Annotated in this window: 22 protein-coding genes and 1 tRNA gene; 9 read left to right on the forward strand and 14 right to left on the reverse strand. The window is 41.7% G+C overall.

What is annotated here, in order from left to right:
* Nucleotides 1–10: 10 nt before the first annotated feature.
* The 3 genes from INP83_RS17355 to INP83_RS17365 all read right to left on the reverse strand — a co-directional run bounded on the left by INP83_RS17355 (nt 11) and on the right by INP83_RS17365 (nt 2,901).
* Nucleotides 11–850, reverse strand: coding sequence for an SDR family NAD(P)-dependent oxidoreductase (locus tag INP83_RS17355; protein WP_219125264.1), 840 nt, complete (start codon nt 848–850; stop codon nt 11–13).
* An 84-nt stretch (nt 851–934) separates the two neighbouring features.
* Complete coding sequence (locus tag INP83_RS17360; RefSeq protein ID WP_146270132.1) at nt 935–1,837, reverse strand: AraC family transcriptional regulator; 903 nt, start codon at nt 1,835–1,837, stop codon at nt 935–937.
* 74 nt (nt 1,838–1,911) lie between these two features.
* Entirely contained in the window at nt 1,912–2,901 is a 990-nt protein-coding gene (locus INP83_RS17365) for a D-alanine--D-alanine ligase (protein ID WP_219125265.1), read from the reverse strand.
* A gap of 135 nt (nt 2,902–3,036) precedes the next feature.
* Here INP83_RS17365 and INP83_RS17370 point away from each other — a divergent pair, with 135 nt between their 5' ends.
* From INP83_RS17370 to INP83_RS17400, 7 genes are all read left to right on the forward strand, one after another.
* On the forward strand, nt 3,037–3,828 hold the full coding sequence (locus INP83_RS17370) for a PASTA domain-containing protein (RefSeq protein WP_219125266.1): 792 nt from the start codon (nt 3,037–3,039) through the stop codon (nt 3,826–3,828).
* Nucleotides 3,815–4,117 (forward strand): rhodanese-like domain-containing protein, encoded by a 303-nt coding sequence (locus tag INP83_RS17375; RefSeq protein WP_219125267.1) that lies wholly within the window; start codon nt 3,815–3,817, stop codon nt 4,115–4,117. The genes INP83_RS17370 and INP83_RS17375 overlap by 14 nt, the downstream gene beginning before the upstream one ends.
* A gap of 23 nt (nt 4,118–4,140) precedes the next feature.
* On the forward strand, nt 4,141–5,160 hold the full coding sequence (mltG, locus tag INP83_RS17380) for an endolytic transglycosylase MltG (RefSeq protein WP_219125268.1): 1,020 nt from the start codon (nt 4,141–4,143) through the stop codon (nt 5,158–5,160).
* Nucleotides 5,160–5,567, forward strand: a complete 408-nt coding sequence (locus INP83_RS17385; RefSeq protein ID WP_219125269.1) for a thioesterase family protein — start codon at nt 5,160–5,162, stop codon at nt 5,565–5,567. The genes mltG and INP83_RS17385 overlap by 1 nt, the downstream gene beginning before the upstream one ends.
* An 11-nt stretch (nt 5,568–5,578) precedes the next feature.
* A complete protein-coding gene (locus INP83_RS17390) occupies nt 5,579–6,559 on the forward strand; it encodes a YihY/virulence factor BrkB family protein (RefSeq protein WP_146270145.1) in 981 nt (326 codons plus the stop codon).
* An 87-nt stretch (nt 6,560–6,646) separates the two neighbouring features.
* Nucleotides 6,647–6,731: transfer RNA gene (locus tag INP83_RS17395), tRNA-Ser, on the forward strand.
* Between the two features lie 196 nt (nt 6,732–6,927).
* Nucleotides 6,928–7,305, forward strand: a complete 378-nt coding sequence (locus tag INP83_RS17400; protein ID WP_219125270.1) for a hypothetical protein — start codon at nt 6,928–6,930, stop codon at nt 7,303–7,305.
* A gap of 16 nt (nt 7,306–7,321) precedes the next feature.
* On the opposite strand, the gene INP83_RS17405 is transcribed toward INP83_RS17400, so the two are convergent.
* The 3 genes from INP83_RS17405 to INP83_RS17415 are packed head-to-tail and all read right to left on the reverse strand — an operon-like array spanning nt 7,322 to nt 12,457.
* Nucleotides 7,322–7,969, reverse strand: coding sequence for a response regulator transcription factor (locus INP83_RS17405; RefSeq protein WP_219125271.1), 648 nt, complete (start codon nt 7,967–7,969; stop codon nt 7,322–7,324).
* Nucleotides 7,966–9,522: a PAS domain-containing protein gene (locus INP83_RS17410; RefSeq protein WP_219125272.1), complete on the reverse strand. Its 1,557-nt coding sequence runs from the start codon at nt 9,520–9,522 to the stop codon at nt 7,966–7,968. The genes INP83_RS17405 and INP83_RS17410 overlap by 4 nt, the downstream gene beginning before the upstream one ends.
* Nucleotides 9,497–12,457, reverse strand: a complete 2,961-nt coding sequence (locus INP83_RS17415) for a CheR family methyltransferase (protein ID WP_219125273.1) — start codon at nt 12,455–12,457, stop codon at nt 9,497–9,499. Before INP83_RS17415 ends, INP83_RS17410 begins: the two co-directional genes overlap by 26 nt.
* A gap of 1,291 nt (nt 12,458–13,748) precedes the next feature.
* Here INP83_RS17415 and INP83_RS17420 point away from each other — a divergent pair.
* Together INP83_RS17420 and INP83_RS17425 are read left to right on the forward strand one after the other, a co-directional pair.
* On the forward strand, nt 13,749–14,246 hold the full coding sequence (locus INP83_RS17420) for a UpxY family transcription antiterminator (RefSeq protein ID WP_255563318.1): 498 nt from the start codon (nt 13,749–13,751) through the stop codon (nt 14,244–14,246).
* A 56-nt stretch (nt 14,247–14,302) separates the two neighbouring features.
* On the forward strand, nt 14,303–14,683 hold the full coding sequence (locus tag INP83_RS17425; protein ID WP_146270175.1) for a helix-turn-helix domain-containing protein: 381 nt from the start codon (nt 14,303–14,305) through the stop codon (nt 14,681–14,683).
* 30 nt (nt 14,684–14,713) lie between these two features.
* On the opposite strand, the gene INP83_RS17430 is transcribed toward INP83_RS17425, so the two are convergent.
* The 8 genes from INP83_RS17430 to INP83_RS17465 form a co-directional block, all read right to left on the reverse strand.
* Nucleotides 14,714–14,992 (reverse strand): hypothetical protein, encoded by a 279-nt coding sequence (locus INP83_RS17430; protein WP_219125275.1) that lies wholly within the window; start codon nt 14,990–14,992, stop codon nt 14,714–14,716.
* Nucleotides 14,993–15,191: 199 nt separating this feature from the next.
* Nucleotides 15,192–16,220, reverse strand: coding sequence for a UDP-glucuronic acid decarboxylase family protein (locus INP83_RS17435; protein ID WP_255563182.1), 1,029 nt, complete (start codon nt 16,218–16,220; stop codon nt 15,192–15,194).
* Between the two features lie 2 nt (nt 16,221–16,222).
* Nucleotides 16,223–17,545, reverse strand: a complete 1,323-nt coding sequence (locus tag INP83_RS17440; protein WP_219125276.1) for an NAD(P)H-dependent oxidoreductase — start codon at nt 17,543–17,545, stop codon at nt 16,223–16,225.
* Nucleotides 17,546–17,579: 34 nt separating this feature from the next.
* Nucleotides 17,580–18,122, reverse strand: a complete 543-nt coding sequence (rfbC, locus tag INP83_RS17445; protein ID WP_219125277.1) for a dTDP-4-dehydrorhamnose 3,5-epimerase — start codon at nt 18,120–18,122, stop codon at nt 17,580–17,582.
* 9 nt (nt 18,123–18,131) lie between these two features.
* Nucleotides 18,132–19,223, reverse strand: coding sequence for an NAD(P)-dependent oxidoreductase (locus tag INP83_RS17450; protein ID WP_219125278.1), 1,092 nt, complete (start codon nt 19,221–19,223; stop codon nt 18,132–18,134).
* Nucleotides 19,224–19,246: 23 nt separating this feature from the next.
* Nucleotides 19,247–20,041: a glucose-1-phosphate cytidylyltransferase gene (gene rfbF / locus INP83_RS17455; protein WP_219125279.1), complete on the reverse strand. Its 795-nt coding sequence runs from the start codon at nt 20,039–20,041 to the stop codon at nt 19,247–19,249.
* A 66-nt stretch (nt 20,042–20,107) separates the two neighbouring features.
* A complete protein-coding gene (locus INP83_RS17460; protein ID WP_219125280.1) occupies nt 20,108–21,085 on the reverse strand; it encodes an exostosin family protein in 978 nt (325 codons plus the stop codon).
* A 30-nt stretch (nt 21,086–21,115) separates the two neighbouring features.
* Nucleotides 21,116–22,192 carry a glycosyltransferase gene (locus tag INP83_RS17465; protein WP_219125281.1) on the reverse strand — a complete coding sequence of 359 codons (1,077 nt, stop codon included), beginning with the start codon at nt 22,190–22,192 and terminating at the stop codon, nt 21,116–21,118.
* Between the last annotated feature and the right edge of the window lie 8 nt (nt 22,193–22,200).

Raw genomic sequence — 22,200 nt, forward strand, 5'->3', positions numbered from 1 at the left:
ATTTTAATAATTAAGCGTTGTAAGCCATTGCGCGGCTCAGTTCTTCGTTAAGCTTAAATTCCTTTTCAAGTTTATCGAGCTTGCTCATGGCGCGATCATATGCGTCTGAACCTAACAGAAGGTAAAGCGGCGGGTTTTCTCCCCCGGCAATATCGATTATCGCCTTTGCTGCTTTTTCGGGGTCGCCAGCCTGGCTACCGTTCATATCGAGATAGCGGGTGTGCATTTCGCGTACCTCGCGGTAAGCATCTATCGGATGCTCGGCTATCACTAAAGATTCGTTCGTAAGGAAACTGGTGCGAAATGCACCGGGCGCAACCACTGTTACTTTTACACCGAATGAGCGCACATCATCTGCCAGTACTTCTGAAAGACCAACTACAGAGAATTTGGTTGCTGCGTACACTGCCCAGCCCGTTACACCTGTTATACCCGCTATTGAAGCAATATTAATGATGTGGCCTGACTGCTGTTGACGTAGAACAGGCATTACCTTACGGATAACGTTGATGGTACCAAAAACGTTAACATCAAAGCTATCGCGGGTTTCGCGGTCCGTAAGTTCTTCAATACTGCCGCCTATACCGTAGCCTGCGTTATTAATAACTACATCAATGGTCTTAAATTTTGTATGTGCTGATTCGATTGCAGCTGCAACGCTGCTTTCATTGGTAAGATCTACCTGTAATGGTAAAAAGTTTTCGCCGGCTTTACCAGCTGCATCAACCAATTCGGTTAAGTTCCTGGAGGTAGCAACTACACGCTGACCTGCAGCCAGCAACTGCTTCACCAGGCTTAAACCAAAACCTTTTGAGGCCCCTGTAATAAACCATGTTCTTTTGCTTTCCATAAATTTCTGTGATTTTTAATATCACAAATTTATATCTGCAAAGGGCGGAAGCGTTTGCGCTATTCAAACCATTACTTACAAAAATCAAACAATCCTGAAATTAGAGGGGGTAGTATTGGTCTGCTTTTTAAAAAAGTTATTGAAATGGGCCGGTTCATCAAAACCCAAGGTGTAACTAATTTCAGATACGTTCCAATTGGTATGGCGCAGCAAAGCTTTGGCCTCAGCTACTAATCGATCAGCAATGTGACTTGTGGTAGTTTTACCTGTTGTTTGTCTGATAGCACGGTTTAGATGATTAACATGCACCGACAACTGATCTGCAAAATCCTTAGCCGACCGCAGGCCAAAGCGCTGAGATGGTGTTTCTATAGGAAACTGGCGTTCTAATAATTCAGTAAATACTGCAGTTATCCGCGAATTGGCATCAGGGTGTTTATAAAGCGTTTCCGCAGGTTGCACCTTTAAAGCGTAGTGTATCAGCTCGGTAACGTAGTTACGGAGCAGGTCATATTTAAAACGGTAATCAGAATTAATCTCGGCAAGCATTTTTTCAAATATGCCGGCCGCGTTATTAAACTGATCTACGCCCAATTCATAAGCAGGATGACCGCCAATAGCAAACATAGGCAGGTCATGCGCGCTGCTACGCAAACTTTCAGTAAAAAAGGCTTCAGTAAATATGCAAAAATAGCCCTGGCGGTTTTCGCCAAACATTTCAATAGTATAAGGCACATTAGGGCTAAAGAATAATAGCGTGTTCCCATCTACCTCAATGCTTTTATCGGCGTGGTGTACAATGCTACGCCCCGTTGAGAGGCTGATCTTATAAAACTCGCGGCGGCTGTATTGGACAGGTGCTGCACCAGGTTTTAAGCATTCCTCTATCCTAAAAACATTAAAATGCCCAATATCCCTGCTCAGGTTATCGGGCAACCAATTGAATTTATTTTGATAAAATTCTTCGAGTGTTTCTGTAGATGCCATACTCTAAGTTACATAATTCAAACTAAATGCAAACTTTGAGCACTAATCTTACCCACTTTTACATTTAAATGAAATTAACCTTTGATGGTGCCTTCAATCAAATGACCATAAAAATCAGTAACGTTCATACCGGCGGCCCTCACCTGTTGCGGTATCAAGCTATTGGCCGATTGGCCTGGTGTGGTATTGATCTCGATGAAATAAAAATCCTCAGAATCTTCTAACAATATAAAATCCACGCGGGTCATTCCACGGCAATTCAAACGCAAATAAACCTGAGTCACTATTTCGGCTATTTGGCTGTTCTTTTCGGCAGATATATCAGCCGGAGTTACTTCGTTAGTAACACCGGGTGTGTACTTCGCTTCATAATCGAAGAAGTCTTTCGAGCTGATGATCTCTGTGGCAGGCAACACGATTACCTTCCCGTTGAGTCTGGCAATACCGATGCTAAATTCTCGGCCCTTTATAAATTCCTCTATCAGGATCTGATCGTCTTCCTTAAAAGCTTTTTCAATAGCTTCATGCAGGCCGCTCACATTATAAACTTTACTCATCCCAACGCTGCTGCCACCATTGTTAGGCTTTATAAACAGCGGAAATTTTAACGTGGCAGCAATTGCAGCAATATCATGATCATCTTTCTGGTGCAATTGAACCGACTTAGCCGTATGCAAGCCATGTATGCCGTTAACAATAGCCTTGGTGTATGCCTTGTTCATAGTAATGGCTGATGTTGTGGCATCGCAGGTATTATAGGGGATGCCTATCATATCCAGATAACCCTGCAGTTTACCGTCCTCGCCGGGGGTACCGTGCACGGTAATAAAGGCGTATTCAAATTTCACCTTTTCGCCATCAACAGTGATGGAAAAATCGTTTTTATCAACGTGTATCTTTTCGCCTCCACCCTCATATATCCACTTATGGCGGCCAATCAAAATCGTATATACCTTATACTTTGATGCATCCAGGCTGGCTGCGATATTTTTAGCGCTATTTATCGAAACTTCGTACTCGCCGGTATAACCGCCGGCCAAAAGGGCTACGTTGATGGTATTCATGATAGCCAAAGATATGGTATTAGCCCGAAGTGTAAAACGTAAGTTTAATGTACTGTAACAGATAGCTATAGTTTAAGCAATTAAAATTTGCCAAATCAAATTGTTATGTTTGACGGTAAATTCTGAATAAGAGGTATGAGTAATTTTGGGGCTTATTTAAAAACCAGGCAATTTCGAAACACCATATTATTAGTTGTAGCAACAACTATTGGCATTGTACTTATTGCATTTTTTAGCCTTAGTTACTATACCCGCCACGGCCAGGGCATACCTGTTCCATCCTTAAAAGGCATTAACGTAGACAAAGCCATGCAGGTGTTAAAAGACCAGGGCTTTAATTACAAGATAGATTCTGTTTTTGTATTAGACCAGGCGCCGGGTACTATTGTAGAACAAGACCCTGATGCAGGCACCAATGTAAAAGAAAACCGTACCATCTATCTTACCATGGTAACGCAGCAGGCACCCAATGTATCATTACCGGATATTATTACTGAACAAAGCATATATCGCGAGGCCGTTGCCGTTCTATCAAATTACGGCATTAAAGTAGGCGATACTTCTTATGTATCAGATATTGCCCGCGACCGCGTTCTGGAAGTACGCATGGGCGGCCAGGTTATAAAGCCGGGCACCAAAATACCGAAAGGCTCAAAGGTTGACCTGGTATTGGGCAACGGCGAAGGCGCCAGCGAAGTTGAGATACCTGAACTGGTTAACTTAGACCTTGATGCTGCTAAATTTGCCATTCGCGGGGCTAAACTCACAGTGGGTTCTATTATCTACCAGGGTGCCATCACAGATTCGGCAAACGTAGTAGTAGTATCGCAATCGCCTGCTAAAACCGATTCTTTGAGCACTACCAGCATTGGCACCCGCATTAATCTTACTGTTACGCAAGGCAAACCCTCTGATGTTCCAAATTGATGCTAAACACTTGTACGAGCTTCTAACAAATGGCGCGGTTTTGCAAATACTTGATGTAAGGGAGCCAATAGAATTTCATAGTTTTAATATAGGTGGCCAAAATATCCCGGTAAATAAATTTCGCAATAACCTTGATGCTGTTAAGTACAACAAAAATGATGAGATCATCGTTATTTGCAGTGCAGGCATACGCAGTGAGGCAGCCTGCGAAATACTGGAGGCTAACGGCTTTAAAAATGTCACAAACTTAAAGGGCGGTTTAATAGCTTTGCAGAGAACAAAAAATTAAATTTAAGATCTACCTTAATACACATGAAAAAATTTTGGATCGCACTGATTATCATCGTTGTGCTATCGCTTATCGGTACTGGCGTATTTTATTACCTGCGCTTTTTTGGGCCAAATGTAACTGGTAACCAAAAATACCTTTACATTAAAACAGGCTCAAACATTGATGATGTTTATAAAACTGTTGTGAAAGAAGGGATAGTGAATGATACCACATCCTTTTTGCAGGCTGCCCATAGCATGAAATACCGTAATGTAAAACCCGGTAAGTATCGCTTGAAGGAAGGGATGAGCAACCGCAACTTGATCAATATGCTTAAGGCCGGTAACCAGGAACCGGTTAATTTTTCTTTCCATAACTTTAGATTAAAGGAACAATTTGCTGCCTACGTGGGCAAAAATCTGGAACCTGATTCTGCCGCCATGATGCAATTGCTCGATTCGGCAAAATTTGCGCAGCAGTACGGGCTTACCACTGATAATATTTACACCGTATTTATCCCAAACACCTACCAGATCTATTGGAATACTACTCCCGAGAAATTATTTAAACGCCTTTACGCTAATTATGAGAAATTCTGGACGCCGGAGCGCAAGCAAAAAGCGGCTGCAATAAATCTTAGCCCGCAAGAAGTTTACACACTGGCTTCTATAGTAGATTCTGAGGCTTTGTTTGACAGTGAGATGCCAACCATTGCAGGTTTATATCTTAACCGCTTAAGGAAAGGCCAAAAGCTGGAATCAGACCCTACGGTAATTTTCGCGTTGAAAGATTTTACTATTAAGCGTGTGCTTAAACGCGATCTGCTTACCAATTCGCCCTACAACACTTATTTGTATAAAGGTTTGCCACCTGGGCCAATCATGATGCCGTCTATTGCAGCGATCGATGCGGTGCTGAACTACGAGCACAACGATTACATTTATATGGTTGCAAAAGAAGACTTCTCGGGTCATCACAATTTCGCAAAGGATGAGGCCGGACATCGCGAGAACGCCCGCAAATACCATGAAGCCCTGAACGAAAGGAATATTAAACGCTAATGTTCCAAAACGCAACAAAAATAAGGGTACGCTATGGCGAAACCGACCAAATGGGCTACATGTACTATGGCAACTATGCCGAGTTTTTTGAGGTTGGCCGTGTAGAAATGCTACGCAGCCTGGGGCTAACTTATAGCGGGATGGAAGCTTCTGGAATAATGATGCCTGTACTCGAGATGAAGTGTAAATACCTAAAACCGGCCCGTTATGACGAGGAGATAACCGTAAACGTAATAATGGATAAAATGCCCGGCGTTAAGATTCATTTCCGTTATGATCTGTTTAACGAGCGTGATGAATTGATACATATTGGCGAAACGTTATTGGCTTTCATTAACATGAAAACCAATCGCCCTTGCCTGCCCCCTACCGAATTTCTTGAAAAATTAAAGCCATTTTTTGAGTAATTTTAAGGCTGATGAAATGGCTGCATCGCTTTTTACTGCATTTTAGATTTTACCAATACTTTACCGACTGGACCAAAACCGTTTACATACCCGGTTTTAGGCCTCTGCCGCTGCATACGGTCCTGGTATTCTTTGCATCAGAGATACAGAAGTCGTCGCTTAATAACCGTGCGGCTGCCTTAGCATACAACTTTATGCTGGCGCTATTCCCAGCTATCATCTTTTTGTTTACGCTGATAGCGTACATACCTATTAATAATTTCCAGACCTATCTGCTTAACCTTATCGCCTTGATATTACCTCATAACGCATTTGAGGCCTTTAAAACAACCCTTGTTGATATTATCAAGATACAACACGGACAATTGTTGTCCATTGGTGTGATAACAGCCTTATATTTTGCAACAAATGGCGTAAGTAATCTGATGCAGGCTTTTAATAAGTCATCATTGGTTTTGGAAACCCGCAGCTGGATAAAAAGGAGGCTGGTAGCCATTGTACTTACTGTGGTTATAAGTATTGCTTTGCTTATCGCTATTGTTATAATGATAGCGGGACAAGCTGCCATACACTACGTGCAATTAAAACTGGATGGCAAAGGTTATTTTTGGGGATTGTTGATCGCTTTACTACGATGGCTGATCATACTGGCAATATTCTTCGTTAGTATAAGTATCCTTTACCGCTACGGGCCTGCTAATAAGAACCGTTGGAAGTTTGTTAACCCTGGGTCTATATTAGCCACCTCACTGGCTATTCTAACATCTATCGGGTTTACTTATTATACCAATAACTTCTCATCGTATAATAGCGTGTATGGCGCAATAGGCACCCTCATTGTGGTAATGATATGGTTATATCTAAACTCAATGGTTTTGCTTATCGGTTTCGAATTAAATGCATCTGTAGACCTTTCTAAACGCACAATTCGGATCGCGAAACCGCGTTTTAACACGTTCAAATCGAAAAAATCCAACCCGGATAAGCAATAATAATTTGGCTATCAATAGCTTACAATTATTTTAAAAAAAGTTAACATCGAATTTGGCAATTCGCGCCGGATTTGTACTTTTGTCCCCGGAGAGCTGGCAGAGTGGTCGATTGCGGCAGTCTTGAAAACTGTTGACTGTAACAGGTCCTGGGGTTCGAATCCCTAGCTCTCCGCAAGAAATTATAAGCCTCTAAATCGTATGATTTAGAGGCTTTTTGTTTTTAAATTAAATTGAACTTTTCAATAAATCGGTTTCTTCTGATACGTCAACTACAAGAAAACAGAGTAGTTATACAGCATCCCGAGCGTAATTTTACTACAGAACGAAAAACCGAAAGGCCTATTTTTAGTCTTGCTAACAGACTGAGTATGGAAAAACATCATGGGCAATTAGTAGAATATCGAATCAGACGGTGCGGTTACAGTATCAGTACACTGGCTTCAGAACTTAAGATAAACAGAAGATCGTTGTATAATTTTTTTCAAAGGCGGGAGCTAAACAAAAGTCAGATCATTAAAATAGGGAATCTGATAAGGTATGATTTCTCAAAAGACCTACCGGAATTACTCAGCACAGAGGATTTCAATTTCTCATCAGACTCAGTCAGATCATTTTCAGATAATGATCATTCCTTTAACGAAAGCCGAGGATTCACCTGGAAAGATAAATATGTGGAATTACTGGAAAAGCACCACAACCTGCTAAAGCTTTATTGCAAACAGGCAAATGAGCAAAATGCTAAATAAAATTTGTTCCCTGAGTTTAAATGATAGCATTAAGCATGGCAAACCTTACAAGTGCAATGGTGTTGCGAGTGCCGCTTTTATCAATCATCGCCTGCCGCTGATTTTCAATAGTTCGTTTGCTGGTAAATAATTTATCTGCAATTTCCTGGTTAGTAAAACCCTCTCCCAATAACGATATTATTTCAATTTCCCGGTTCGAAAAATCGATGTTCTGAACGTTTTTATGCGTTACAGGGTCAGGAAGGGCAAGCAATCTGTTGAGGAACCGTCTTGAAAGATCTGAACAGATATACTGGGTGAAATGGTGCGTATGTTTAATGGCAAACACCAATTCATCAGGGCTTACGCTTTTTAACAAATACCCTTTAGCGCCGGCTTTAAATGCTTTAAGCACATACTTCTCATTATCCATAGCGCTGAGAATAATTACCTTTACGTTAGGATAGTTTAGTTTAAGATTTTCAGCAAGCTCTATCCCACCTATTTGTGGCATATTCATATCTGCCAGAACAATATTTGCTTTAACGCCTCTTTCAAGTAAATTTAGCACGTCTTCGCCATTTGATGCTTCACCTGTAATTGAAAAGTTTTTTTCTTTTTCAAGCAAGGAACGTATCCCTCCCCTAACAATGTGGTGGTCTTCTGCCAGTATAATATGTATCATATGCTATCTGCTTTATCAGTTCTCAAATAACTTAACGTCGCGGTCACTGATGTACCGCTGCCGGCGTTCGATTCAATTTTTAATGTACCATTATAAAGATTTACACGATTCCGAATGCTTGTAAGCCCTGCACCGGTTGGTACTTGCTGGGGGGCCGTACGGGGGAAACCTCTTCCGTTATCAGTAACATTGATCTCGATAAGTTTATTCTTATGTACGTCGATAGCAATTCTTGAGGCGCCTGAATGCTTCATAGCATTGTTTACCAATTCCTGTATAATACGAAAGATACATATTTCAATATCAAGTGAAAACCTTCTGGCAAAACCGCTGAGTTTGCCTGTTATGGTCATGTGCTCAGTAGACAGCCGCGTGCAAAGTTCTTCAAGAGTTGCTCCCAATCCAAAATCTGTGAGGATAGCGGGTGCCAGTTGAAAGGATAAATTCCTGGTTTCATCAATAACGGCGTCTAATAACGCATTAACCCCGTTCACCTCAGGTAAATTATCTTCAGTCTGTAAAGCCGACAGGCGGATACGAATGCCGTATAGCAACTGGCTTACCCCGTCGTGCAGGGCATCACTTATCCTTTTTCGCTCGTTTTCTTCGGCTGCCAATGTGGCCAGTGCAATAGCCGTTTGTTGATCATGTTTTAATTGGGCGGATTCTTGCTCAATGCGTCTTTTCTCAGTAATATCCATCATGATACCGATAAATCGGTCTGGCTGGTTCTCCTCGTGAATGATGTGGCCGCGAATACTTGCAAAACATTCGCTCCCGGCATAGTTTAAAAATCTGCAGACCACATCGATTTCGCTTTGCTGATTTAATGATTTCCGAAAGTGCTGATCAACCCTTGTACGGTCATCCGGGTGAACCATATTGATAAAGGTTTGATACTTATCGTCAAATTCGTTGTTTTCGATAGCAAATATTTGAAAGTTAGTATCATCCAGATGAAAGGTCATGGTATCAGGTTCCAGTTCCCATGTGCCAGAGGCAGAAGCTTCGAGCGCGAGTTCGAGCCGCTCTTTAGTTTTAATCAGGTTTTTGTCGGCATTTACGCGTTCAGTAACATCGATCATGGCTATGTCGCACTGAAGCGGCATGGCGTCCGCGGGAGATATAGCAATACCTTCTACCTGTACGTAAACTTCCGAAGCATTTTCTGTAAGTAATTTAAGCAGGCAACTTTGCTTAGTCTTGGTCCTGATTAGATCCCGAAAAAAAAAGTGATAGCGATCAGCGTATTCCGGCGACAAAAATGAGTGCAGCCGCTTGTTCAGAATCCTGTGTTTGGTTGTCCCCAACATGTTCATGCCGGCATTGTTTACCTCATTTACTATTCCTTCAGGATCTAAAATAAAATATCCTATCGGGGCCAGGTCGTAGATAACTGCAAATTTCAACTGCTGCAGTTCCAACTGTTCGTTAGCTAACCTCAGTTCATCGTTCTGCATTTCCAGCTCAGCCTGGTGAAGTTGCAGTTGCTGGAGAAGGTAAACATCACCCGATGATTTATCCCCTTTATGGTTGGCTGATTGTTTCGTCATCGATCGTAAACAACATTAATGAAATGTCACTTTTGAGTTCGGCATCAAAAAGACGAGACCTGATAATTATTTCTTTGTCCCTCCCGGGTATCAAAATAGCCGCTTCTTGCGGCATTCCCGTCGATATGCATTTATTTAAGGTATCGGTAGCTGCATCTGTTTGCCAGCGCTGGCGAAGAAAAGCGGGCAGCGGTTTTCCAAGCACATCCGTCCTAAGCACTTCAAAAAAATTAAAAAATGCCCGGTTTGCGTATGTGACAGACAATGATTTGTCTAACCTGCACATTGCCTGGGTAAATTGTTCGGCCATCGCATCTGCATACTCTTTAAGTGTGTTTAGTTGCGACTGCATTAATTTAAAGTCTGTTATCAACGTAAAGGTGATCACAGCCCCTGAAATAAAATTATCAGACGTACGGTAAGGCATAATCCTGACACGGTACCATTCCTTGTCATATGTACTCATGTCTATTTCCTTGATCGTAAGCTTCTCAATTACTTCTCTGATATCATCTTCCTTAAGTGATTGTTCAAAATTATCTACCACATGCATAATAGGCCGCCCTACATCAGTTGAGATGAGGTTAAATAACTTTTTAACCTGTGGCGTATATCGAAGAATAATTAAGTTGTTGTCAAGGAAGATGGTGCCGATCTCGGTAACGTCGAGCAGGTTTTTCATGTCGTTGTTAAGCCGTGTAAGCTCTTCTGCCTTCGATTGATATTGCACATTTATCGTCATCAGCTCTTCATTTAACGATTGCATTTCCTCTTTCGTGGTCAACGATTCTTCATTAGTACTCTGCAATTCCTCATTTGTGCTCTGCAATTCTTCGTTTGTTGATTTAAGTTCTTCCATTGATGATTCCATTTGCTCAATGGTATTATTTAATCTTTGCCTTGTAAACAGGAGTTCACGTTCAATCTCAGACACCCTGGAAGATTCGTCCGCAGTTGCAGCCTTTATCCGGGCGCCACGCTTTACAGGAGCCATCAATTTTTCAAAAATCAACAACACAGAATCTTGCATTCCTTCTTGTTCAACTCTAACAGCACGCAGGTTTATCAACTGGTTAGATTTTTCACCTTTTAGCTTTACATCGCGCACAGCCACATTCTTTTCGTCAGCCAAAGTTTGACTTATGCAATAATCTACCGGGTAGCGTAACTCTTCCCGTATCATTTTATGAATATTCATGGTTGCCTGGCCGCTTGGAAAGGATAATAATTCATCGGTTTTTCCATTTGTAAATAAAATGGTTCCTTTTCTATCTACCAATATTGCAGCAGGTGCAAGGTGTTCTATCAAAACTTGATTAAAAAAATCATTTGCCGACTTTACCGGGTTTAACATAGGAGCTTTTTTATCTATTTTATTTTCTGGCAATGGTACAGGAGCAACATTAAAAGGGAAATCGGCCAGTCTGGTTACCTGTACATTACCTTTCATCCGTTCAAATAATTTCCATTTATGGTCTACCGATAAGAACATATCAGTAAAGCCCCCGATCGTTTCGGCAGGCCCCATTAATAATAAACCACCTGGATTAACTGCGTAATAGAACAGCGGAATAATCCTTTTTTGAAGTTCAGCGGTAAAATAGATCAGCATATTACGGCAGCAAACCAGATCAAGACGTATAAAAGGCGCATCCTTGATGATGTTTTGCTGAGCAAACACGATCATCTCCCGCATGTGCTTGTTCACAATGTATTCGTTTCCCCTTTTGGTAAAAAACCTCTTCAGCCGCTCTGGTGATACGTAAGCAGCAATATTACTGTGATAAACACCAGCCCGCGCATACTCCAAGGCATCCTGATCCAGGTCAGTAGCGTAGATCTGTATTTTACGCTGAATATGATTAGGTTCCTGGTCCTGGCATTCCATGACGATCATGGCAATAGAATAAGCTTCTTCCCCGGTGGAGCATCCTGCGATCCAAACACGTATTGGATCGTCTGCGCTTTTATTTTTCAGCAGGTTATATACTTTTAACTTTAACCTGTCAAAAGCTTCCTCATCTCTGAAAAACTTGGTAACCCCTATTAATAGTTCGTTAAAAAGTGTTTTTATTTCCTGGGGGTTCTCGTTAAGCAGATCTACGTAACTATCGTAATCTTTTAACTGATAATAAGCTATCCGCCTGTCAATTCTTCTGGTAATGGTGCTCATCTTATATTGAGAAAAATCATTACCGGTGTATGACCGTAGCAACATCAAAACTTTTTGCACGGCATTACCCGTTTGCATGGCAAACCGCTCCTGATCTGAATCCAGTGCGAGCGCAGGATGGTTCATGTAACGGATCAGGGTATTTGGCATCTCCTCCGGCGCAAGCACAAAATCAACCAGGCCCGTTCCAATGGCAGCCCTGGGCATGCTATCGTATTCTGCAGTCATGGGGTCCTGAACTAAAGTTACGCCAAGCTTTTCTTTAAGCATACGTATACCGGTTTCACCGTCAGAACCCATGCCGGAGAAAATAACCCCCGCCCCTTTCCCCCATTGGTCGTCAGCAAGGCTTTGCAGAAAAAAATCAATCGGCTGGCGTACACCTTTATTTTCAGATGCGGGCATTAATAATAACCGCCTGTTATGTATACCCATATCTTTGTTACGGGGTATGAGGTACACTTTATTGGGTTCGATAACCACACCGTCAACGGCTTCAGATACCGGCATGCCAGTAAAACGCTGAAACACTTCATCAAGATGACTGCGGTAATTTGGATCAAGATGCATGATAACCACAAAAGACATCCCGCTATCTGTCGGCATTTTAGAAAAAAATTTTTCAAAAGACAGAAAAGAACCTGCCGATCCGCCAAGCCCTATCACAGGAAAAGATTCAGACGATGCATTCCTCGGGTCGGCTTCAACCGTTACTTCTTCTGCTTGTTCTGCAAATTCGTTCTTCTTGGGTGTCTCAGGCATCGGTTGCGCTTAATAGGTAGGTGATAAAAGTAACCATAAAATTAGACTTGTAATACGGTTAAAAAAAGTGAAGTATTTAACCGTGTAATTTGGTGTTATTTACCCGCATAGTAAAAATACATGATGGTATTTTTGTTATACATCAATAGTGCAAAACTGACCTATGACTTTCTATACTCAATTTTCAGGGTATCTAAATCAACTCTATTGTGCAGAATCGCATCTTGTAGAGCGATTATCTGAAATATGCACACATCCCGATTTTGAAGATTCTAGAAGCCTTATTGATAACTTTTACCAAAATGCAGAGGGACGGTGTTCAGTACTCGAATCAATTTACGCATTGACAGACTTGGATTATTCTTTTATGTGCTGTAAGGATCTGATCGGCTTTATGGAAAATGCCTTCGATAACATTTTGAATACCCGTGATAATATTATTGAGCGGAACCTTGCACTACTGTATTATCTCAATATAACAAATGCCGTGGCCGTTTCCTCACTCAAGAGCATCGAATTGTTAATGACCGGGTTGAATGACGATCGCATTATCAATTTATTAAATATCTATCAAAGCGAAAATAAAACAGACTTACATCTTTCGCTACTATGTGAGCAAATACGCTCGCATCAAGGTTTAGTTAGTGTAAAAACCACTTAGTCTACTTACCTAATCTGCCAAACGTGTCAATTGCTAATACGTAAAATCCAAAGTCTCAACTTTGAGTAAATACGGCAATTCGAATTCAAACAGATAACTCAATAGTCTACCTATCATGCATATAAATACCGGAACCAATTCTGGCGTTTTATTATGAAAAAATTAACAACGTAGCCGAACAAGGCGAAATTAATTTACTGGATATAATTGAACAGATGCAAAACACAAAAGGCCAAACCAAATTTCTTGCAACTTTTCCTTAGATTTATCTGAATCAGAGATTGAAATTTAAGTTTCCAGTATAATACGGCAACCTACCAGCCGCAATTGGATTTAAAAAGTAAATATTATTGGGCTATTATCTACACTTAATAATGGATGTTTTTAACAGCAGCCCAATCTTTATTCACTAAATCGAATAATCAACCACACCAAGTTTTACAGATTTTCACACTTAATTACAAATCGTTATACAGAATTTGAAATTAATATTAACACGCTTAGTTAATACTTAAATTTAGTCATTATTGCAATTCAACAATAAACAAAACGCTAAACTTTAACATTATGCTTGCTTCTAAATTACCGTTAGTTATAAAAAAAAATTTGATGCCGGCATCGAAAAACTGGATGGTTGTATACACTCGTTCCAACTGGGAAAAAAAAGCCGGTCAACTTTTAACTGACAATGATTTGGTTAGCTATTGCCCGATTATAAAGGTTAAAAAAAAGTGGGCAGATCGTTATAAAACAGTGGAAATACCCCTATTTAAGTCATACCTTTTTGTGCAAGTTACGCCGTCAGAACAGAACAGAGTATTACAAGTACCGGGTATTATCAGCTTTGTAAAACATTGCGGTTTACCGGTGCAGATACGGCAAGATGAGATGGAAAGGGTAAAGAATATCATAACCGTGAACGACACCAATCTTGAAGTTATTAATTACAAACAATTTGGTGTGGGCGATAGGATTTATATCAACCACGGGCCTTTTATAAATCAGGAAGGCCACATAGCCGATATCAACGGTTCATCAATACTAATGGTACTTGAGCAACTGGGCTGCGCATTAGTTGTGAAGGTGAGCCAAAATCATATTACTCATATTTCGACGTGCCTTTCGTAGTAACAGCCAGACAAATCATCTGTGTTTTACCGCGGTCGCCTAAACATAATTTAGCAATGGATCATTTTGGTCAAATAGTAGAAAAAGTAATAAGGAGGGATGGGTATAGTATAAGCGAACTTGCCAAATTAACAAACGTTAATCGCAGATCGGTATATAACTGGTTCAAGCAAAAACGGCTAAAACCGGAAATTATTTACCGTATAGGCCTTGCACTTAATTATGATTTTTCAAAAGACTTTCCGTCGCTGTTTAGCGCAGATGATTTTCAACACATCCAAAACAAGGCTCGAACAAGTGATTGGTTGCCGGTTAAGGAAGAAAAAGACGAAAATTATTGGAAAGACCGATATATAACACTGTTGGAGAAATATAACGAGCTTTTAAGGAGCAGTGTGCAAGAGTTATCGCAAAGCGCTAAAATCAATGAAGGTTAAATTGATTATCAACAGGAAATCTAACAGCGGTCACTCACCCATATTTGAGACAAATCCATTTAAAAGATAACCCACTTCACGCAGAAATTTGAGTTGCGGGCGCAAACTTTCCATGGTGAGCTTATCACTGCAATTATCGATAATGGTATCTGTAATAGTCTGTGTCATTATCTCAAACTCGTTGCCGCGTATGGCCATAAACGCCTCACAAGCGGTTAGAAAATCGGCTATATCGCTTGAATTTACGGTATAGGTATACCCAGCCACTTCTATGTTCATACTTTTTAAGATGCCTGGTTCAGAACTCATAACTGTACTCATATTGGTTAAAGAATTAGTGTATGCGGTCCATTTTCTTAAAGGGCAGCAGTACGTTAATTAACTCTTTTTGCACCTTGTTTATAGAACAAAGCGTAAGCTATATCAACTACACTCTTTTACGAAAAACCAATATAGGAAGTTTCATTTTTTAAGCAAAAATTCAGTGTTTTTAATAGTAGAGATCAACCTATAAACTTTTATTGTACCAGGTAAAATCCTTGTGTTTTATCTCGTGTTCCGGTAAAGACTTAAAATAATTGTAAGTGATCTTCAAACCTTCCGCACGGGATACTTTTGGCTCCCAGCCTAAAATTGCTCTTGCTTTGGTAATATCCGGCCTGCGTTGCTTTGGATCATCGGTTGGCAAGGGCAGGCTTATCAACTCCTGGTTTGTGCCGGTAAGTTTAATGATCTCTTCCCCAAATTCCTTGATGGTTATCTCATCCGGGTTACCAATGTTCATGGGCTGTGCATAGTCGCTTAGCAATAAACGGTAAATGCCTTCTATCAGGTCATCAACGTAACAGAACGAACGCGTTTGCGAACCATCGCCGAACATGGTCAGCGGCTCGCCACGCAAAGCCTGGCCGATGAAGGCAGGTAAAACACGGCCATCATTAAGGCGCATACGCGGGCCATAGGTATTAAAAATGCGCACAATGCGGGTTTCCAAACCATGAAAGGTGTGGTAAGCCATGGTGATGGATTCCTGGAAACGTTTTGCCTCATCATACACACCACGCGGACCAACCGTATTTACGTTACCCCAGTATTCTTCAGGCTGTGGGTTAACGGTTGGGTCGCCATAGATCTCTGATGTTGAAGCAATAAGCATACGTGCATTTTTAGCACGAGCCAAACCCAGCAGGTTGTGCGTACCCAATGATCCTACCTTTAAAGTTTGGATGGGTATCTTCAAATAATCGATAGGACTGGCCGGCGAGGCAAAATGCAGGATGTAATGCAGTTCGCCGGGCACATGCACAAATTTGGAAACATCGTGGTTGTAAAACTCAAAGTTCTCGAATTTGAACAGATGCTCAATGTTGCGCAGGTCGCCGGTTATCAAATTATCCATGCCAATAACATGGAAATCCTCTTTTATAAATCTATCGCAAAGATGCGAGCCGAGAAACCCGGCTGCACCTGTTATCAGTACTCTTTTACGCTCGGCAACTGCCATATTGAGGCGGTGAGATATGGAAAGTTTTGACATGCTTATACCTTTTTGCTTAATTCATGTTCAGATTTAAAATACGCGCGTTGTTCCGCTCTAAGTCTGTCAATTGTACGCCCCTCCGGTAGGATAACATCGTCATAGGTCAAAACTGTGTCTTTACTAACATCTCGTTTTAGGATGCAATCTTCGGCTACGCCTATTGGTAACAGGTTTTCCATTTCTGCGGTATCGGCATTTTCGCACAGGCCATAGGTCATGTAATGGCCAATTCCATCAATAACATCTCCTGCCTTAAGATCGATTTTGGCAGCGGCAACAACTTCAACATAAGGCTTGCCCAAAGGGGTTAATGCAGCATCGTGAAACAGAACCGCACGCGCAATGGTCATTGGTACTTCAAAATGGCACAAGTGATAAGGCGTATAAAAAAGATAAAGCGGCCCCTCTCCTAACTTATATAAATTAAGATAATGTTTTTGCCGAGGATGGTCATGCGTACCAATTACAAACACGCCGGGCCCTGGTTCAGCAGCCACCACATAATCAACAATACCAGGACCATTGTTGATCAATTCTTCTATGGGATATAGCGCAATGGCTTCTTTAAGCGGCGTACCGGGTGCTGCTGTTGGGCCAAGCATTCCCCGCTTTGCTACCTGCATACCGGTACCATTTGCAACAATAGCTTGCTCAAACGATATTTTGCTTCCGTCTGCAAATGAAGAGACCATTGCAGGCTTTTGTCCCCATTTTTTTGCAAACGCCTCTTGTGTGGTTGGATTACGATACGGGTCGTGGAGGCCTTTAATGTTACCTATAAGCACCGGCTTTACCCCAAGCGCTTTTACAAAACGATACAAATTCATTTGAACGCCGGGTTGGTCACCATCAACATTGGTATACACTACACCCGCTTCATCGGCATAAGTTTTCAGTATCGGTCCAACCGTTCCATCAACTTCAGCGTTCATTAAAATGATGTGCTTTTGGTTTTCAATAGCTGCAAGTATAAGGTTAGCTCCAAATTCAACAGCGCCGGTAACCTCAACTATTGCGTCTATCCCATTGGCTTTACAAAGCAAAAAGGCATCATCAGTAACACTAACAACGCCTTTTTTAATGTTTATCTCCAGTTGGGCAACGGTATCAACCATGTTTGTATCAAAAATATCTGCTTCGTTATAAGCAACTTTAGCATGTTCAATATTGCGGTTAGCAATTGCAACAAGCTCTATGCCGGGCACATAGTTACATATTTGTATGGCTATGCCCTTGGCCATAAAGCCGGCACCTACCATTGCAACCTTTACAGGATTATTTAGGGCCGCGCGTTTGGCCAAGGCGGTATCAACTATGATCATTTTGTTTAAATTAAGAGTGAAGTATAAATAACTATTACGCCATGATATGCGGCTCAAATGGTGCGTGCGACCGGTCTTTGTCTGAAACTACAACTGGGTCTATGGGCCATTTTATATCAAATGTAGGATCGTCCCACCTGTAGGCTTTTTCAGCTATGGGAACATACATTTGGGTTACCTGGTAGGTAACATCTGTATTATCCTGCATGGTAATAAAGCCATGGGCAAAACCCTCGGGTACATATAGCATCCGGTAAGTAGCGGCAGAAAGTGCTACACCTACCCATTGTGTATAGGTTTCTGAGTTTGGCCTCAGATCGACTATAACATCATATATAGATCCACGGGTACAGCGTACCAGTTTAGTTTCTCCATAAGGCGCAATCTGCATATGCATGCCGCGCAACGTCCCTTTTTTTTTGTTGAAACTAACATTAGACTGCATTACATTTATGTTTAGTCCCTGTATATCAAACTCTTCCATACAGTATGAGCGGCCAAAAAAGCCACGATCGTCCTCAAGGCGCTTTACATCAATTGTAAATGCTCCCTTTAATTTTGTTTCGGTAAATATCATGATGATGGATTATACGGTTTCAAAAGGAGATGAACGTTCGGCAATATATGCTACCTTATCCGTCCACTCCAGGTCGTCATTTATTAAGCAAGTATCCTGTAAACCGGTTAAAACTTTCAAACGCATCATCTTAGAATTTCTAAAATCTGAATCAGTAAAGTTTACAGCGTTTAAACCTTCGGCAAGTTCTTTTATAGTTCCCTCAAGTTTGTAACGGGGCTGATGAGCTGGTGCCAGTTTGGCGAACAGATCAAAGTTTACACAGTAAGATCGTTTATCCGGCGGCGCATCTGTATACAAGGTTATTTGTGTACCGGATATTTCTTTTGCAACGGCAGTTGCCAGTTGGTGTACCTGATAGTTCCAGGAGTTACTACCGGCGTTAACAGCCAAATACTGCCCTCCGTTTTTGCTATCGCGGTTCACAGCCCACTCAATGGCAAGCGCCATATCTTTAACATGAATAAGCGGACGCCATGGGCTGCCATCACTTAAGATACTGATATGACCGGCCGAAACTGCACACGCTACAAAATCGTTTAATACAAGATCTAACCGCAAACGATCGCTCATGCCGCAAGCCGTTGCGAAACGCAGGCATGTGACGGTAAAATTTTCATCTGCAAGCGGTTTAATATCCGCCTCAGTGAAAACCTTTGATCGCGCATAGGCAGTAAGGGGATTCAGCGTAGAATCTTCAGTTTTCGGTGCCCCTTCTGCAGCCCCGTACATGCTGCAGCTTGAAGCAAATACAAATGATCTAACCCCTGCATCTTTAGCCATCTCAGCCAGTCTCACGCTCGATCGGTAATTTACGTCAAGCGTAATATCTTCAAACCGGCTTCCCATAGGGTCGTTAGAAATGGCGGCCAAATGTACAACTGCATCAACACCCTGTAATAACTCTGCAGGAAGATTACGTATATCGCCAAATAATTGTACATCAAGTTTACGCTCCGGCAAAATAGCTGCATTGGTGAGGCACGATCCAAAATAAGCCATATCAAAACCAATAAGCTTAGCATCCGGCAGTACGGCACGCAATTGCGCTACAACGCCCGGGCCAACATAGCCCATGTTTCCTGTGATTAAAATTTTCATGAAATGATAAGTTATTAAGTGTTTTATAGTGCGGTAGTTGTAGCTTTAGGGTACCAAGCAGCTTTGCCCGCCGCCCAAAGCTCTTCGAGGTACATTTTATCGCGCAGTGTATCCATAGGCTGCCAAAAGCCGGTGTGTTTGTAAGCAGAAAGTTCGCCTTGTTTGGCAAGGTACTCCATCGGCTCGCGCTCCCAGGTGGTCTCGTCGTCGGTTATGTAATCTAAAACTTCAGGTTCAAGCACAAAATATCCGCCATTTATCCATGGCATATCACCGCCCGATGGCTTTTCATGAAAATGGTTAATACGGGTATCTTGTTCAGCTAAATTGAACGCTCCAAACCTTCCGGGTTGCTGTACAGCAGTAAGCGTTGCCAATGTACCTTGTGTGCGATGAAAACTAATTAAATCTGTGATGTTCACATCGCTTACACCATCACCGTAGGTCATGCAAAATGTTTCGGAGCCCAGGTATTCTTTTACGCGTTTTATTCGGCCGCCCGTCATCGTATTATAACCGGTATCAACCAGCGTAACCTTCCAGGGTTCGGCGTTTTGCTTGTGCACATCTATGCTATTAGTTGTCATATCAAACGTTACATCTGAATTGTTAAGACAGTAACGGGAGAAATATTCCTTTATAACGTAAGATTTATAGCCACAACAAATCACAAAATCGTTTATGCCGTATGATGAATAGTACTTCATGATATGCCAAAGAATAGGCTTACCGGCAATTTCAACCATTGGCTTAGGGCGTACCCCGCTTTCTTCACTAATACGCGTACCCAGCCCGCCGGCAAGTATTACTGCTTTCATTTCAATTATTTTAATGTGATGACCAATTATTAGGATGAAGAATATGCAGAGGGGATTGCGCTATATTTAATAAGCGATCAAAGCCTTTAGTGGCTGAATAAATACAACCCTGAAAACATACCTCGCATAAGGTATAACGTGCCTTGCCTTTAACGAAAAGGTAATTTCTGACTGGGTTTTGGGTAATCTGAAAATACTTTCAAGCAGATAGGTAAAGATGATTTCCGGAGCGAAAAAATTTTCCCAGGCCTGCCGGCTCAACGCAGCCCGTTCTTCCCATTCATGTTCAGCTTTTTCTAATATGAGGGGAATATTAAATACATCGCGTTCGGCTACAAAAAGTGCAAAATCTTTCCACACTGGGCCTTGAGGCGCAACCCAATCATCCGAGATAATAACCGGCACCCTGCCTGCCTGCATGGTTTCAAATATCCTGAAAGATGATGTACCGGCGCCACGTGGGCACAATACAAACTTACTTTGCCCAATTAGTTCAGCATAATCGATCTTATCACGCCTGTGATCTTTATCGCCAAACATATTTTTTAAGGATGCCTGCAATATCCCTCTCGGATGCTGAAGTCTTAATATCTTACGCCGCGGGGGCGAATTTGAACTACCCACAAAAGTGAACAGATATTTTGGGGCGATGCCTAACTCGTGTTTTATGTAGGGATTTATATTTTCGATATAAGGAGAGGCCGCTATAAAGTTTTTGTTAAAGAAGCGTTTAGGCATTGATGCATACAAACCAGGCAGAACCAGCCAGGGCTTGTCATGAGGGTTATACATAAATACCTTTTGAGGATATTTTTTTACCAGGTGATGCTGTTTAAGTTTTTTGTAAAACCTATCTGCTACATGCCTGGAGTTTTCTACAAATAGAATAATGTCTGCTATATCTGCATTTTTTACAACCTTATATTTCTTAAGCTTATCTAATGCTGCGTATTTAAAAATAGAGGATATTGGCTCATCATCGGTATACGCTGATGTTATGAATACATTTATCCATGCCGAATCTGTTTGTTGGCTGATCATCATTAGGGGTATAGTATTGATCTTGCTTTGTAATTATTTTATATATTGAAGCTGCACATCCGTTCGCTCCATCAGGTTCACCCCTTTTAAAATCTGGTAGCACACGTCCTCATTTCCGTTTTTGTTTTGATTTGCCCGCTGTTTTCCTGCTGCAGTGATAGTGTTACGCATTGTGTGGTTTGCCAGTAATTGCTTGCAAACCAGTATGCATTCGTTGGCATCGCTCCAGAAAATTGCTTCAGCATATTCTTTGTAGAGTTCGGTATGCTCTGAAGTACGCTCGGCGCATAGCAAACCACCCGCGTAAGGCACTTCCATCGAGCGCTGTGTATGCAAATCCCGGTTACCTTTTGATAACAGACCGAGGCAAATCTTTGCACCTTGTATGGCAGCAACATAATCCCTTCCACTTAAACCTTTGCCCCGGTAGTAGTGCTTTAGCTCCTTAAAATACGGCGACTTTTCCCATCGCTCGCCATAAATAGCCAATGGCAAGCCGCTATTGATCAGTTTAAGAATAAACTCGTCCCTTTTTTCGTGGCGCATCCAGGTGCCTATAAACACAACCTCCGATCTGAACGACTGTGGAATATCTGCTGGATCAATAAAAGGCTTATGAATGATCTCGTCATAAGACATCATTACGCGTAGCACTTTTTTTGCTCCTTTTTCTTTAAACTCTTCAACATTTACCTCGCGCATCACAACACATAGGTCATAAAAAGGCAGGGATGCCAGCAGTGAATTGAAGCGGCCGCCGTCTCTGCCGCCTGTAGGATCGTCGTTATTATACAATATAATCGGCACACCTCTTTTCTTAAATTCAGCCATGCATTCAGGGCCAAACTTATCGCCACTGTTTACCCAGATGAGATCAGTCTCAGGGTTTTCTGCTACAACCCTACGGGCCCATTTAACAACTTTTGTTTGCAAAAAGCGGTAACCTGTACGAAAATGTATTGGTTCAAGAAATTTTGAAAACGCAAGCCGACCGGCCATTTCATCTACATCATAAATTTTTACGGTATGCCCTAACCGGCGTAACGCGTTAGCCCGGTGACATGATGTGGTTGACGGGTGGCTATTACCCAAATAAAGTATATTGGCCATAGATCGAT

The organism is Mucilaginibacter sp. 21P, from assembly GCF_019331605.1.
Classification (GTDB): domain Bacteria; phylum Bacteroidota; class Bacteroidia; order Sphingobacteriales; family Sphingobacteriaceae; genus Mucilaginibacter; species Mucilaginibacter achroorhodeus.

Bases quoted from the DNA above. Each gene is read 5' to 3' on its own strand.
- INP83_RS17355 (WP_219125264.1), bottom strand. From the start codon at position 850: ATGGAAAGCAAAAGAACATGGTTTATTACAGGGGCCTCAAAAGGTTTT.
- INP83_RS17360 (WP_146270132.1), bottom strand. From the start codon at position 1,837: ATGGCATCTACAGAAACACTCGAAGAATTTTATCAAAATAAATTCAAT.
- INP83_RS17365 (WP_219125265.1), bottom strand. From the start codon at position 2,901: ATGAATACCATCAACGTAGCCCTTTTGGCCGGCGGTTATACCGGCGAG.
- INP83_RS17370 (WP_219125266.1), top strand. From the start codon at position 3,037: ATGAGTAATTTTGGGGCTTATTTAAAAACCAGGCAATTTCGAAACACC.
- INP83_RS17375 (WP_219125267.1), top strand. From the start codon at position 3,815: ATGTTCCAAATTGATGCTAAACACTTGTACGAGCTTCTAACAAATGGC.
- mltG (WP_219125268.1), top strand. From the start codon at position 4,141: ATGAAAAAATTTTGGATCGCACTGATTATCATCGTTGTGCTATCGCTT.
- INP83_RS17385 (WP_219125269.1), top strand. From the start codon at position 5,160: ATGTTCCAAAACGCAACAAAAATAAGGGTACGCTATGGCGAAACCGAC.
- INP83_RS17390 (WP_146270145.1), top strand. From the start codon at position 5,579: ATGAAATGGCTGCATCGCTTTTTACTGCATTTTAGATTTTACCAATAC.
- INP83_RS17400 (WP_219125270.1), top strand. From the start codon at position 6,928: ATGGAAAAACATCATGGGCAATTAGTAGAATATCGAATCAGACGGTGC.
- INP83_RS17405 (WP_219125271.1), bottom strand. From the start codon at position 7,969: ATGATACATATTATACTGGCAGAAGACCACCACATTGTTAGGGGAGGG.
- INP83_RS17410 (WP_219125272.1), bottom strand. From the start codon at position 9,522: ATGACGAAACAATCAGCCAACCATAAAGGGGATAAATCATCGGGTGAT.
- INP83_RS17415 (WP_219125273.1), bottom strand. From the start codon at position 12,457: ATGCCTGAGACACCCAAGAAGAACGAATTTGCAGAACAAGCAGAAGAA.
- INP83_RS17420 (WP_255563318.1), top strand. From the start codon at position 13,749: ATGGTTGTATACACTCGTTCCAACTGGGAAAAAAAAGCCGGTCAACTT.
- INP83_RS17425 (WP_146270175.1), top strand. From the start codon at position 14,303: ATGGATCATTTTGGTCAAATAGTAGAAAAAGTAATAAGGAGGGATGGG.
- INP83_RS17430 (WP_219125275.1), bottom strand. From the start codon at position 14,992: ATGAGTTCTGAACCAGGCATCTTAAAAAGTATGAACATAGAAGTGGCT.
- INP83_RS17435 (WP_255563182.1), bottom strand. From the start codon at position 16,220: ATGTCAAAACTTTCCATATCTCACCGCCTCAATATGGCAGTTGCCGAG.
- INP83_RS17440 (WP_219125276.1), bottom strand. From the start codon at position 17,545: ATGATCATAGTTGATACCGCCTTGGCCAAACGCGCGGCCCTAAATAAT.
- rfbC (WP_219125277.1), bottom strand. From the start codon at position 18,122: ATGATATTTACCGAAACAAAATTAAAGGGAGCATTTACAATTGATGTA.
- INP83_RS17450 (WP_219125278.1), bottom strand. From the start codon at position 19,223: ATGAAAATTTTAATCACAGGAAACATGGGCTATGTTGGCCCGGGCGTT.
- rfbF (WP_219125279.1), bottom strand. From the start codon at position 20,041: ATGAAAGCAGTAATACTTGCCGGCGGGCTGGGTACGCGTATTAGTGAA.
- INP83_RS17460 (WP_219125280.1), bottom strand. From the start codon at position 21,085: ATGATGATCAGCCAACAAACAGATTCGGCATGGATAAATGTATTCATA.
- INP83_RS17465 (WP_219125281.1), bottom strand. From the start codon at position 22,192: ATGGCCAATATACTTTATTTGGGTAATAGCCACCCGTCAACCACATCA.